Raw genomic sequence first — 13,142 nt, 5'->3', positions numbered from 1 at the left:
CTAAAGTCGCCCCATTCGCATCCGGAGGTCAACCCATGGAAAAGCCAACCGACAAGCCCGACGACAAGTCCGATCGCATCAAGGACTCCGCCCAACAAATCTGGCTGGCCGGCCTCGGCGCCTTCGCCAAGATGCAGCAGGAAGGCAGTAAGGCCTTCGAGGCGCTGGTCAAGGACGGTATCGGTGTGCAAAAGAAAACCCAGCAAGCCGCCGAGGAGACCCTGGCCCAGGCCCAGGCCCGCATGACCGGCTTCGCGAGTGATTTCGGCAACCGGGCCGCGGGCGGCTGGGGCAAGCTGGAATCCATCTTCGAGGACCGCGTGGCGCGCGCGCTTGAAAAACTCGGCATCCCCTCGGCGGAGGAGGTCGCGGCGCTGCAGGCGCGCGTCGAGGCGCTCGAAGCCCAACTCAAGCACAAGGACGGCGCCGCCCGCCCCGCGCGCACCCCGCGCAAGACGGCCGCTCGCCATCCGGCCGAAGCCGCGGCGAAGCCTTCGCGGCGACGCAAGCCGAGCGGCGACGCCTGACCCCTGGCGCCCCGATGGCGGACGCCGGCGATCCCGCCGCAGTGCAGCAACCCCCCCGCGGCCCGGGACTTGCGCTAGAGTCGCCTGCAGAGACAAACCGGGGGCTACGAGCACATGGCCAAGAAAGCGCCACGGCGCACCGCGCAACGCATCCTCGAAGCCGCATTGGACCTGTTCAACCGGTTCGGGGAGCCGAACGTCTCGACCACGCTGGTGGCGGGCGAGCTCAACATCAGCCCCGGCAACCTCTACTACCACTACCCCGCCAAGGACGAGCTGATCAACCGGCTCTACGAAGGCTACGAGACCGAGCTCAACGAGCTGCTCCACGCCAGCGAAGGCGTGCACGACGTGGAGGACGCCTGGTTCTTCATGCACAGCCTGTTCGAGCTGATCTGGCGCTACCGCTTCCTGTACCGCGACCTCAACGACCTGCTGTCCAAGAACCGGCGCCTGGAGACGCAGTTCCAACTGGTGCTGCAGAACAAGGCGCGCGCCATCCGGACTCTGCTCGCCGGCATGAGCCGGGCCGGCCACCTGGACATCGACGCACGCGAGGTCGACCCGCTGGCCCAGAGCATGGTGGTGGTGCTGACCTACTGGCTGAGCTACGAGTACGTGCGCAATCCGCGGGAGGCGCTGGAGCCCGGCCATGCCCAGGGTGCCCTGTTGCGCGGCGCGCACCACACACTGCATCTGCTCGCTCCCTATCTCGCCGCCGAACAACGGCGGCATTTGCTGACACTGAGCAACGCCTACGCAGGCGAAGATCAGGCGGCAACCGTCTGAACACCGCATGGCCCATCCCGACCTTCAACCTTTCTCACTACTGTCCTCCGACACGGTGCCGGGCTTGGAGCCCTGGGCTGCGATGCCCTATCGGGACGCGCCGCGCTTCGACGCCGCCACGGTGCTGCAGCAGTGGCGGCGACTGCATGTCGGCCACGGGATGCCGCCGCCCGCACCCGGCCCGCTGGCCGAGGGCTGGGCGCTCTACCACAGCGGCGAGTTCGAGCGGGCCGCCAACCTGGGCTTGCGGCATGGCCGCGAAGGCATGGTGCTGGCGAACCAGGCCACGGCCATCTATGCCAACTACCTGGAACCGCGCGAGGCATGCCGGCAGGCCATGTTCAAGCAGGTCGCCGAGCGCGCGGCAGCCCAGGTCGAAGACGAACCGGAGAACTGGCAGGCCCTGTACTGGCAGGCCTACGCCCTGGGCCGCTACAGCCAGGGGATCAGCGTGGCGAGGGCGCTGGCGCAGGGCCTGGGCTCGAAGGTCAAGGGTGCGCTCGAGCGCGTGATCGCGCTCCAGCCGCGGCATGCCGCCGCCCACGTGGCGCTGGCCGCTTTTCACGCGGAGGTGATCGACAAGGTCGGGGCGCTGGTGGGGCGCATGACCTACGGCGTGCGGGCAGAAACCGCGGTCGAGCTGTTCCAGCACGGCCTGGAGCTCCACCCGAACTCGCCCGGCGCGCTGATGGAATACGCCCGCGGCCTGCTGATGCTGGAAGGCGAGGCACGCACGGCCGAGGCCACCGGCCTCTACGAACGGGCCGCGGCCATCGAGCCGGTCGATGCGCGCGAGCGCCTGGACGTCGAACTGGCACGCGCCGGGCTATCGGAATAGACCTCTACGAGCTTCCCGCCGGTCTGACCTGTCGATGCATCTTCGATTGCACGCCTCTCGAAGACTTCGTCCTCTCAATCGCATGCCCACAATGGCGCCAGCCAGCCGGGGGTTAGCCTTTCACAGATGCGTGATCGGCGTCAAACGCACATCTTTGGTCAGCATAGCCAAGTGGATTCACGCGTTCTTGTTGGCCGGCGCCACACATTCTTCCAGCCCACGCGCTGACTGAGCTGCAGATCCCACCGGGATGTTCGGTCAAGCTTGCGCGCCGGACATGATGAGTGTCGCGCCCCACCAATACTTGGCGCGCGCCTTCAGCCGCGGTCGAATGTGACCCAAATTTCACCAGCAGCCCACGAATACGGTTGATACAGGCCGCGCGTTGCACGAGGGCACGGTCATTGCGCTTTGCTGATCGATGGACATTATGAATTATCGAATTGGCGAAAAGCGCTGCGCAAATGCGGCCACAACCACCGAGGGTCGACTGCCTGGACCTCCAAGACGTCTAAACGACCGTCCAAGCTTCATGGAGGATAGATACAACAGGCGAGGTCTGTGTCAATCGCTCGACTACATACTTCTGAAAAATAGGAGCAATTGCACTCTACATGCCAGTTCATTCGCGAGCATTGACGTGTCACCCCTTTCACGTCGCTCCAAATATGGCAATTCTCGACAGGGCCAACAGCGCATGCTCAGTTCATTTCTTCCATCCATGCCACGATTTCGCCCCACCGCGTTTAACCTGCCGCATTAAATTAAATTTAACGGCCCAATCGGCGGCCAACGCGCACAGAAGTCAAGCTTCATCAATTGAATTTGAATCGTGACGCTTCGCCCAAAATAAAGCAAAACCTTTGCAAATTTATTCGTCACAGGCAGGCAAGTCGATTTCTGATCAATTTATTTCTCCATTGCGTCTCAAAGATCACCTATCCATTGAAAAGGAATGCGGCGACCTCCGCGACTTTCATTCGAACACTTCGCCGCCACCCCAAAGTACTCATATTTCATTACATGCGCGGGTTGTGTAAAAAATATTTCAAGATTCGTCAGGTGCCCCAGAGAATCGGGTGCAAGGATGATGACAAGGACATGAGGATGCAGAGCCAAGAAGAGATCATGCACGCAGCGCGTCTATGGCGAGAAAAGGATCGTGAACGGCGCGTGCACAGTGACGTCGGCGCCCCCAGTCAAAGCAGCGCCGCCGAATACAAACAGGAAGTAGTGCGCTTGAGAAAGGGTGCTCATACACCCGGCCAGGTGTGGATGCGTGCCGCTGAGACCACTAGCATTGGCACGTGGACGCGCCGACGGGCAGCAATTAAACATTGCATACGCGAATTGGTCGATTGGACATTGGCGCGGCTTGAACAGTCCCAGCGCACTGGCCATGACACCACTCCGGACTGGTCACGTCACCTTGAACGCCTCGCCTTCTGGCTCACGGTGGCGCACCAGGAACCGACCGGAACTCCGTTCTTGCCGAAAAAGCGCAAAACGAAGGCTCGCGGGCTTACGAGGCTGCCAATCAACTGGCAGCAAATACTGGTCGAGCGTATGCCCAATTATTGCGAACCTGTTGCGATCGCCGCCATTGCTGGATGCCGACCTGCCGAACTCGCGCTTGGCGTTAAAATTGAAGTGAAGGACAATCATTTGGTTTTGACAATCCTTGGCGCGAAGGTTACGAAAAAGTCGGGTCAAGAATGGCGAAAACTTGGTTGGAGCTTGCCCTCGCAATCGAAACTGGTCTCCCTTTTGGCCCGAAGCGCGGAGGCCGCGGGGGGCTCCAAGACGGTCCAAGTCAAAAGCCCCCTAGCCTTTTCTACGGCCATTCGAGACGCAGGCCGTCGGGCCTGGCCAAAGCACAAGCCCGAGTTGACCGCCTACAGTCTGCGCCACGCGGCGTCCTCTGAATTCAAGAACGAGTGGGGCGATGTCGATCAAGTCAGCAAGGCGCTAGGCCATTGCGCCAATAAGACCAAAGGAAGCTACGGGCGTGCTCGGTTCAACAAGGGTGGCGTTCTTCCCGACACTGTCGACGCCGCTCGAAATGTCCGAAACAAGATGCGTCAAGAACGCAACCTAGATGCTCCAACGTCGCCCACCCCCTTCGGCTAGTGGCTCCGGTTCTTCAAGGAACAGCTTGGTCCGCGACAACAATATGAATTGTTGAGGATCCGGGGGCGCCTCAGAATCAAGCTCATTGTTTCCAGAGAGGGAGCATCGGAATGCTCATCTAAGATGTCGGTTTCCGTCTCATCCTCTCTCATGTCCGACCTGAATACCCTCTTCGAAGCCGCCCAAGCCAACTCCAAACTGCTCGCCGAGCGTCCGGACAACCCGACGCTGCTCAAGATCTACGGTCTGTTCAAGCAGGCGACGCAGGGCGACAACGCCGAGAAGAAGCCCAGCTTCAGCGACATCGTCGCGCGCGCCAAGTGGGACGCCTGGACGGCCCAGAAGGGCCTCGGCGCCGACGAGGCCAAGCAGAAGTACATCGACCTGATCGAGTCGCTGCGCTGAGCAGCAGCCCCCGCGGACTTACAACCAGTCCTTGTCGTTGTAGGCGTCGTCGTCTTCGTCCTCGCCGTCTTTGCGCTCGCCCAGCAGGTCGTCCAGCTTCTGCCGCAAGCGCTGCTCGATCTGCCCGCTGAAGCCGGCGAACAGGCCGGCCAGCGTCGCCTGCAGCCTGAAGCTGTCGCCGCTGACTTCGACGCTGCCGTCGATGCCTGCGCGGCTGAAGCGGCCGAGGTCGCGGGTGGGGCCTTCCTCGTAGCTGCATTCCAGCCCGTACTCCTGCTCGACCTGGCGGACCCATTTGCGCGCGATGGCGCGCGCCGCGTCGATGCCGAGTTGATGGCTGCGTTCTATATGGATGTCAGGCACCGGGCCCTCCCTGTCGGCTTGGGTGATGGGGTTCTTCGATCGGCCTGCGGGCCGCGGGCGCCGCGGCGTCCCCGGGCCGCAGCGCCGACATTCTCTCGTCCTTGGGCAGCGCGGCCAGGCGCTTGACGGCTGCATAGAAGCGCGGCCAATCCCGGCCTTCGCGCTCGAACAGCGCCTCGAAGCCCGGCACGAGCTCGTCGTACGCGGCCTGCGCGCCGAACAGCGCGTTATTGGCGCGCGCCACCCAGCCGTCGTAGGCGCCCTGCCGCGGGCCGCTCCAGCCGGCGCGCATGGCGGCGTAGCGCTGGCGGAAGTCTTCCATCGCGGCCTTCTTTTGCGCATCGACCGCCGCCCAGTCCTGGGCCTGCGCCTCCTTCGAGGTGTAGATGTCCTTCAGCACCTGGCGCGTGTGCGCCGTGAGGGCGCGGAACTGCTGGCGCCGGCCGTCGAACTGGGCGTATTCGAGCCGCGCCGGCTCGCCGGCCTGGGACTGCAGCCAGCGGGCCCCGCCGATGCGCTCCACCGCAGTCGCGAAGGACTCGTTGAACATGGTGTCCCCGGCCACGTACAGCACCTGGTGGGCCAGCTCGTGGAACACGATGCGGGCCAGCTCGCCCTCCGGATAGCCGATGAAGGTGGACAGCAGCGGGTCGCCGCCGGCCCAGTTCATCCAGCCCAGCGTGGAGTAAGCCGGCACCGGGTAGGCGACCGTTTCCAGGCCCTCGGCGCTCAGGGCGGCCGCCTCTGCGCGGGCGGCGGCCTCGTCGTAGTAGCCGCGGTAGCCGACGCAGCCTGCAACCGGGAAGCACCAGGTCTTGAGGGTGAGCGAATGGGCGGGCGCCGCCACCACGTTCCAGATCGCGGCGGGCCGGTGCAGGTCGGCGTAGGCCTTGTAGCTCGGGTTGTCGGGCAGGGCCAGCTCGGCGACCGCGAAGCGGCGGATGCGCTGCGTGAGCTCCAGCTTGGCCTTGAGCGCGTCGGAGGCGGCCGGGTCCTGCAGCCACTCGGGCACCGGCCGCGCCGCGCGCATGAGCGCCAGGTGGCCGCTGGCCGACTGCCAGTAATAGCCGAGGTCGGCGCAGCCAGCCAGGGCCAACACGGCCGTGGCCGCGAAGACCGCGCGCCTCGAGCTCATGCCGGCGCCTCAGGCATCAGGGGCCACCTCGACCAGGCAGTCGTAGAAGGTGGGCCCGCGGCCGATGTCGGTCAGCCGCTGGCTGGTGAGCTGGTTGACGTTGGTGCCGTCCACCCCGAGCTTGCGCCACCAGATGCCCAGGCCATGCACCACGCCGGGCCGGGCGCGGCGCGAGACCTCGGCGCGGCAGCGGTGCTCGCCGCGGCGGTTGAAGACGCGCACCATCGCGCCGTCGACGATGCCGCGCGCGGCGGCATCGGCTTCGTGGATTTCCAGCAGCGGCTCGCCCTCGATCGCGCGCAGGCTCCTGACGTTGACGAAGCTCGAGTTGAGGAAGTTGCGCGCCGGCGGCGAGATCATCGCCAGCGGAAACTCCGTCGAGCTGCCGGCCGGCTCGTAGTTGGGCAGGTGGTCGGGCAGGCCGTCCTGGCCCTGCGCCGCGAGGCGCGCGCTGAAGAACTCGCAGCGGCCCGAGGGTGTGGGGAAGCCGCCTTCGGCGAAAGGCGCGTCGGGCAGCTTCAGGCTGCTGAAGCCCTGCGCCTGCAGTTCCTCGACATCGATCGTGCCGGGGGCGAAGGCGCTGCGGCACAAGGTCTCGTCGTCGTCGGAGAAGCAGGGCTCGTCGAAGCCCATGCGGCGCGCGAGCTCGCGGAACACCCAGGCATTGCTGCGCGCCTCGCCGCGCGGCGCCAGCGCCGGCCGGTTCAGCAGCACGTCGGTGTGGCCGTAGCTGGTGTGGATGTCCCAGTGCTCCAGCTGGGTGGTGGCCGGCAGCACGTAGTCGGCATAGTCGGCGGTGTCGGTCTGAAACTGCTCCAGCACCACGGTGAACAGGTCCTCGCGCGCGAAGCCGGCCACCACCTTGCCCGACTCGGGCGCGACCGCCACCGGGTTGCTGTTGTAGACCACCAGCGCGCGGACCGGATTCACCGTGTCGAGCAAGGCATCGCCGATGGTGCTCATGTTGATGGTGCGCGGGCGCCGGCCGGCCAGCAGGTCGGGCCGCTGCAGCGCGGCGCGGTCCATCGGGAACTGGCCCGAGCTGCTCAGCAGCAGCCCGCCCGCGCGCTCGCGCCAAGCCCCGACCAGCGCAGGCAGGCAGGCGATGGCGCGCGCCGCGTTGCCGCCGCCGCGCACCCGCTGCATGCCGTAGTTGAGGCGGATCGCCGCCGGCCGGCTGGTGCCGTAGGCGCGTGCCAGCGCCACGATCTGCGCCTCGGGCACGCCGCAGACCGCGGCCGCGCGCGCCGGCGGCCATTGCAGGGCGCGCTCGCGCAGCGGCTCCCAGCCCAGGGTGTGGCGCTCGATGTAGTCGTGGTCCAGCCAGTCGTTGACGATCAGCTCGTGGATGAGGGCGAAGGCCAGGGCCGCGTCGGTGCCCGGCAGCAGCGCGATGTGCTCGTCGCACTTGTCGGCGGTCTCGGTCCGGCGCGGGTCGATGCACACCAGCTTGGCGCCGGCGCGCTTGGCAGCCTGCGCATGGCGCCAGAAATGCAGGTTGCTCGCGATCGAGTTGCTGCCCCAGATCAGGATCAGCTTCGCGTCGGCGAAAAACTGGACCCGCATGCCGACCTTGCCGCCCAAGGTAAAACTTAAGGCCTCACCCCCTGCCGTCGAGCAGATGGTGCGGTCCAGCAGTGACGCACCCATCTTGTGGAAAAAGCGACGATCCATCGACTCGCCCTGCACCAAACCCATGGTTCCGGCATAGCTGTAGGGCAGAATCGATTCTGACGAATTGTTACGGCTTAACACGTTCAGGCGTTCGGCGATGTCGGACAGGGCCGCATCCCAGCTCACCGGCTCGAAGCGGCCGCTGCCCTTGGGGCCGACTCGCTTCAGGGGCTGCAGCAGGCGCTCGGCGTGGTCGTTGCGCTCGATGTAGCGCGAGACCTTCGTGCACAGCACGCCGGCCGTGTGCGGATGTGCCGGGTTGCCCTGCAGCTTGACGGCCTTGCCGTCCTGCACGGTGGTCACGAGGGAGCAGGTGTCGGGGGCAGTCGTGGGGACAGGCGCCGAGCACCTGGGTCGGGGAAGTCATGGGATGGGCGGGCCGGAAGCGAGAAGACCGGTCAAGTCTAAGTTCTGCGCGCAGCGGCGCTCTGGAGTTTTCACGATGATCCATCGCAGGCATTTTTCGATAGCGGCCGGTGCCGCGACACTCGGTGGCTTCAACCTTGCGAGGGCCCAGAGCGAAGCGCCCATCATGCTCGGCCAGTCGGCGCCTTTCAGCGGGCCGGCGGCGCAGCTGGGCATCCAGTTCCACCAGGGCGCCAAGCTGTACCTCGACCAGTACAACGCGACGCCCGGTCACCGCGACGTGCAGATCAAGTTCCTGGACGACGGCTACGAGCCTGATCGCTGCGCCGCCAACACGAAGAAGCTGATCGACGACGATGCGTTCGCGCTCTTCGGCTACATCGGCACGCCCACCAGCCTGGCGGCCCTGCCGCTGGCGGTGAGTGCGAAGGTGCCCTTCATTGCCCCCTTCACCGGTGCGATGGCGCTGCGCGAGCCCTTCCACCGCAACGTGTTCCACCTGCGCGCCTCGTACAACGACGAGACGGCGCTGATCGTGAAGCAGCTCACCCACCTGGGCCTGAAGAAGATCGCGGTCTTCTATCAGAACGACGCCTACGGCAAGGCCGGCCTGGACGGCGTGACCTTGGCGCTGTCGCAGCTCGACCTGAAGCCGGCCGCCCTGGCCACGGTGGAGCGCAACACGGTCGACGTTGCCGCGGCGGTGAAGACCATCGTGGCCACCAGGCCCGATGCCGTGGTCCAGGTCAGCGCCTACAGGTCCTGCGCCGCTTTCATCCGCGAGGCGCGCAAGGCGGGCTATGGCGGCACCTTCTACAACGTGTCCTTCGTCGGCACGCAGGCCCTGGCCGACGAGTTGGGCAAGGATGGTGCCGGGGTGGTCGTCACCCAGGTCGTGCCCTCCCCCTACTACGCCGCGAACGGGATCACGCGCGAGTTCAACGAGGCGGTGAAGAAGAGCGGCGGCTCGGTTCAGTCCAACTTCTCCAGCATGGAGGGCTACCTAGCCGCGAAGGTGCTGACCGAAGGCCTGCGCCGTGCGCCCGGCAAGCTCACGCGCGAGGGCCTGATCGCGGGGCTGGAAAGCATCGACCGGCAGCAGTTCGGTGGCTTCGAAGTCTCTTTCTCGCCACGCAACCACGTGGCATCGAAGTTCGTGGAGCTGTCGATGATCACCGGGGATGGCCGCATCCGGACTTGAGGGAAGCTAGGGCCTGTTAACGCTATGCAAGGGGTCCTTGCATAGCGTTAACAGGCCCTAGTCCAGGCCGTCGACCGCCTGGAACATCGCCTGGCGCGCCTGGCTGATCACCTGCCCGCGCCAGGCATCGGTGTCGCTGTAGAAGGCCGCGAACATGCGCGCGCGGATGGCCTCGGCCAGCTCGGCCGGCGCCTGGGGGTGGCGGTGCAGCCAGTGGTCCCCGCGCAGCGCGGCCGTCACTTCCAGCATGGGCTCGGTACCGTACTCCAGCGCGATCGAGGTGTGCTCGGCCTGGGGGCATTCGTCGTCCAGGGCGTAGCACATCAGCCCGGTCAGGAAGGCCGAGGTCGAGGAGCCGTCGTACATCGAAGTCACCGGCGCCGCTGAGTTGCCCCACCAGGCATTCGCCCGCGCATAGGCGGCCTTGTCGTCCCGGCCGGCGAAGATGCGCTCGCCGATGCCGTTGGGCCCGAGGCCGGTATGCAGGTCGATCCAGCCAAGGCGACTCGCCCGGCCTGCATGGGTGCGCAGCACCTCGCGCACGGTCCTGTTGCTCCATGTCGGCGCCTGGCCTCCATAGAACAGGCCGTCGGCGAACTCGTACTGGCCGCGCGACACGGCGGCCTGGTAGAAGACAACGCCTTCGCGCGCGATGAGACTGTCGATGGCGGCCTGGTTGGCCGCCGACGGCGGCCATTGCTCGGGCAGCAGCAGCGCATGCAGGCTGGCATAGGCCTCGTTCACCGGCGGCGGCTTCGAGAAGTCGAGGAAGTTGCGGTTCAGGTCCACGTTCTCGTGCGTCACGCGCCGCCCGTGCGAGAAGCCGTGCGGATTGAGCGCATGCACGTACAGCACCGCCACGCCCTGATCCCGCGCCTTCTCGCGCCACTCGGCGTCGTACAGCGCGAACACCTGCACGCCGCTGCCGCAATGGCCCTCGACGCCATGGCAGCCGCTGCTCACGATCAGCACGCTTGCGGCATTCGCGTCGCCATCGAGCGCCACGTCGACCGCGAGCTCCTCGCCGTCGCGGCCCCGCAGCGGATGCACATGGGACTGCACGGCCAGGCCCGCGCTCGCGCATCCCTCGAGAAACTTGCGGCGGGCCTGTGCGTAGCGCGGCGCAAAAGCCTCGCCGACGCCGATCATGCGGCGCTTCCGTCGGCAAGCTTCGGGCTATTCAGGAACTCCTCGGCCAGCCGCACCCAGCAGGTTGCGCCCAGCGGGATCAGCTCGTCGTTGAAGTCGTAGCTGGCGTTGTGCAGCATGCAGGGCCCGCCGCCGTGGTGCAGCTCGCGGTGGCTGCCGTCGCCGTTGCCGATGAAGGCATAGGCGCCGGGCCGGGCCAGCAGCATGAAGGCAAAGTCCTCGGCCGTCATCGCCGGCTCCTGCACCAGCACGTTCTCCTCGCCGACGATGCCGGCCATCACGCGGCGCGCGAAGTCGGCCTCGGCCGCGGTGTTGATGGTGGGCGGGTAGTTGCGGTGGAAGTGGAAGTCGCACTCGGCGTCGTGCGCCGCGCTCACGTGCTCGGCGATCTTCTTCATGCGCGCCTCGATCAGGTCCAGCACCTCCAGCGTGAAGGTGCGCACCGTGCCCCTGAGCTCGCAGCAATCGGGGATCACGTTGCTGGCCTCGCCGCCGTGGATCATGGTGACCGAGATCACGCCGGCCTCGGTCGGCTTCTTGTTGCGGGTGATGATGGTCTGGAAGGCCTGCACCATTTCGCAGGCGATCGGCACCGGGTCGATGCCCGTGTGCGGCAGTGCCGCATGGCCGCCCTTGCCCCGGACGGTGATGGTGAATTCGTTGCTCGAGGCCATCGCCGGCCCGGGGCTGACGGCGAACTGGCCGGCCTTCATGCCGGGCCAGTTGTGCATGCCGAACACGGCCTCCATCGGGAACTGCTCGAAGAGGCCCTCCTTGACCATCTCGCGCGCCCCGCCGCCGCCCTCCTCGGCCGGCTGGAAGATCAGGTAGACCGTGCCGTCGAAGTTGCGGTTTTTCGCCAGGTGCTGCGCCGCCGCCAGCAGCATCGCGGTGTGGCCGTCGTGGCCGCAGGCGTGCATCTTGCCGGGGTGCTTGCTGGCATGGGCGAAGGTGTTGAGCTCGGTGACCGGCAGCGCGTCCATGTCGGCGCGCAGGCCGACGGCGCGGGGACTGCTGCCGTTCTTCACGATGCCGATCACGCCGGTGGTGGCCAGGCCGCGGTGGATGGGGATGCCCCATTCAGTGAGCTTGGCCGCCACCACGTCGGCGGTGCGCTGCTCCTGGAAGCAGAGTTCGGGATGGGCATGCAGGTCACGTCGGACGGTGGCGATGCCGCCCGCCTGGGTGACCAGGGAGTCGATGAGTTTCATGGGGAAGAGTCTAGGCTTAGCAAGAAGTACTCGCAAAGCCCGTGCCTCCCCCTATTCAACGGCCGTTTTCCTTCAGCCAGGTGCGTCGCGCGGCCAGCGCCGTGTCGGTGAAATCGGTAAACACCCCGTCGACGCCGAGCCGGTAGAAGGCCAGGTACTCGTTGGTGCCGTCGCCCTTGTAGTCGGAGGCCAGCCGGCGCGACTCGTTGCGGAAGGTGAAGGGGTGCACCAGCAGGCCCAGCTTGTGCGCCTCGGCCACCAGGTTGGTCGGGGCCATGGAGGTGGCGTCGGCGTCGTTGACCTTGCCGTCGCGGTTGACGTCCACCGGCTTGCCGTCGGCGCCGACCGTTCCCTTGATGCTCACGATGTAGCGCTTCCACGGGCCGATGGCGTCGGCATAGGTCTTGATCTCGGCGAGGCCGGCGGGCGTGACCATCACGTCGAAGTTGCGGCGGTCGCCGGCCTTGGTCCACTCGTAGGGCCGGTCCACCGGCACGGCGTAGGTCATCTTGCCGGTCGCCATGTCGATGCCGTCGCCGTCGATCAGCTGGACCAGCCGCGTCTTCAGGCCCTTGCTCTTCATGTACTTGAGGCTGCCCGGCTCGAAGGACTGCACCAGAACCGGCGCGCCGCGGCTGTTCCAGCCGGCGGCCTCGAGCATGGCGATCAGCTTGTCCTCCATCGGCAGCCCGAGGTCGCGGAAATAGGTCGGGTTCTTGGTCTCGGGGTAGATGCCGATGGTGCGGCCGGTCTCGCGCGACTTGGCCTTGGCCAGGTCGATCACCTCCTGGAAGGTCGGCACCTTGTACTGGCCGTTGAACTGCTGCGGCCGCTCGGCGTCGGTGGAGATGGCGCCCAGGCGCTTGATCTCGGCCAGCGTGAAGTCGTTGCTGAACCAGCCGGTCTGGGTCTCGCCGTCGACCTGGATGGTCTTCTTGCGCGCGGCGAACTCGGGGCGCTTCGCCACGTCGGTGCTGATCGCCAGGTTGGGGTCGTGGCGGGTGATCAGCACGCCGTCCTTGGTGGAGACCAGGTCCATCTCGATCATGTCGGCGCCCAGCTCGATGGCCCGGGCATAGGCCTCCAGCGTCTCTTCCGGCAGATAGCCCGAGGCGCCGCGGTGCGCCACCACCAGCGGCGGCTGGCCGTCGAGGGTGGGCAGCTTGGCCGAGGGGCCGGCGCCGGGCATGCTGCAGGCGGCAAGGGCGAGGGCAGCGCCGGCAGTCAGCATGTGCTTCGCGGTCTGGGATAGCTTCAAGGTGTTGTTCTCCATCCGGTTGAAAAAAGGCGCAGCCTAGCCGCTCCGGGTGACAGTTTGACTGCGTTGCAGTGCGCCGATGCAGGACTTTCCAGG

The 13,142-nt window shown here is 66.3% G+C and carries 11 protein-coding genes and 1 pseudogene; 6 read left to right on the top strand and 6 right to left on the bottom strand.

What is annotated here, in order from left to right:
* Positions 1-35: 35 nt before the first annotated feature.
* The 5 genes from GXN78_RS16815 (at position 36) to GXN78_RS16795 (ending at position 4,689) form a co-directional block, all read left to right on the top strand.
* Positions 36-527 carry a phasin family protein gene (locus GXN78_RS16815; RefSeq protein ID WP_106557355.1) on the top strand — a complete coding sequence of 164 codons (492 nt, stop codon included), beginning with the start codon at positions 36-38 and terminating at the stop codon, positions 525-527.
* A gap of 114 nt (positions 528-641) precedes the next feature.
* Positions 642-1,316, top strand: a complete 675-nt coding sequence (locus GXN78_RS16810) for a TetR/AcrR family transcriptional regulator (protein WP_106557354.1) — start codon at positions 642-644, stop codon at positions 1,314-1,316.
* 7 nt (positions 1,317-1,323) lie between these two features.
* The gene (locus GXN78_RS16805) at positions 1,324-2,154 is read left to right on the top strand and encodes a hypothetical protein (RefSeq protein ID WP_181360560.1); all 831 of its coding nucleotides are present in this window, start codon (positions 1,324-1,326) and stop codon (positions 2,152-2,154) included.
* A gap of 819 nt (positions 2,155-2,973) precedes the next feature.
* Positions 2,974-4,284 carry a site-specific integrase gene (locus GXN78_RS16800; RefSeq protein WP_146163066.1) on the top strand — a complete coding sequence of 437 codons (1,311 nt, stop codon included), beginning with the start codon at positions 2,974-2,976 and terminating at the stop codon, positions 4,282-4,284.
* Between the two features lie 150 nt (positions 4,285-4,434).
* The gene (locus tag GXN78_RS16795; protein WP_106557352.1) at positions 4,435-4,689 is read left to right on the top strand and encodes an acyl-CoA-binding protein; all 255 of its coding nucleotides are present in this window, start codon (positions 4,435-4,437) and stop codon (positions 4,687-4,689) included.
* 18 nt (positions 4,690-4,707) lie between these two features.
* Here GXN78_RS16795 and GXN78_RS16790 read toward each other — a convergent pair whose 3' ends face one another.
* The 3 genes and pseudogenes from GXN78_RS16790 to GXN78_RS16780 all read right to left on the bottom strand — a co-directional run bounded on the left by GXN78_RS16790 (position 4,708) and on the right by GXN78_RS16780 (position 8,228).
* Positions 4,708-5,052 carry a polyhydroxyalkanoic acid system family protein gene (locus tag GXN78_RS16790; protein WP_106557351.1) on the bottom strand — a complete coding sequence of 115 codons (345 nt, stop codon included), beginning with the start codon at positions 5,050-5,052 and terminating at the stop codon, positions 4,708-4,710.
* Positions 5,045-6,187 (bottom strand): aminopeptidase, encoded by a 1,143-nt coding sequence (locus GXN78_RS16785; RefSeq protein ID WP_106557350.1) that lies wholly within the window; start codon positions 6,185-6,187, stop codon positions 5,045-5,047. The genes GXN78_RS16790 and GXN78_RS16785 overlap by 8 nt, the downstream gene beginning before the upstream one ends.
* Before the next feature lie 9 nt (positions 6,188-6,196).
* Positions 6,197-8,228, bottom strand: a pseudogene (locus tag GXN78_RS16780) (molybdopterin oxidoreductase family protein).
* Positions 8,229-8,303: 75 nt separating this feature from the next.
* Here GXN78_RS16780 and GXN78_RS16775 point away from each other — a divergent pair.
* A complete protein-coding gene (locus GXN78_RS16775; protein WP_106557348.1) occupies positions 8,304-9,428 on the top strand; it encodes an ABC transporter substrate-binding protein in 1,125 nt (374 codons plus the stop codon).
* 57 nt (positions 9,429-9,485) lie between these two features.
* Here GXN78_RS16775 and GXN78_RS16770 read toward each other — a convergent pair whose 3' ends face one another.
* The 3 genes from GXN78_RS16770 to GXN78_RS16760 are packed head-to-tail and all read right to left on the bottom strand — an operon-like array spanning position 9,486 to position 13,061.
* A complete protein-coding gene (locus GXN78_RS16770; RefSeq protein ID WP_106557347.1) occupies positions 9,486-10,577 on the bottom strand; it encodes a M14 family metallopeptidase in 1,092 nt (363 codons plus the stop codon).
* Complete coding sequence (locus tag GXN78_RS16765) at positions 10,574-11,788, bottom strand: M20 aminoacylase family protein (protein WP_106557346.1); 1,215 nt, start codon at positions 11,786-11,788, stop codon at positions 10,574-10,576. Before GXN78_RS16765 ends, GXN78_RS16770 begins: the two co-directional genes overlap by 4 nt.
* Positions 11,789-11,843: 55 nt before the next feature.
* Positions 11,844-13,061 carry a glycerophosphodiester phosphodiesterase gene (locus GXN78_RS16760; protein ID WP_106557345.1) on the bottom strand — a complete coding sequence of 406 codons (1,218 nt, stop codon included), beginning with the start codon at positions 13,059-13,061 and terminating at the stop codon, positions 11,844-11,846.
* Positions 13,062-13,142: the final 81 nt, after the last annotated feature.

Source organism: Variovorax sp. WS11 (assembly GCF_010499245.1).
Lineage (GTDB): Bacteria > Pseudomonadota > Gammaproteobacteria > Burkholderiales > Burkholderiaceae_C > Variovorax.
Note: the sequence above shows the minus strand (reverse complement) of the source record. Positions and strands in the feature narration are given on the sequence as shown.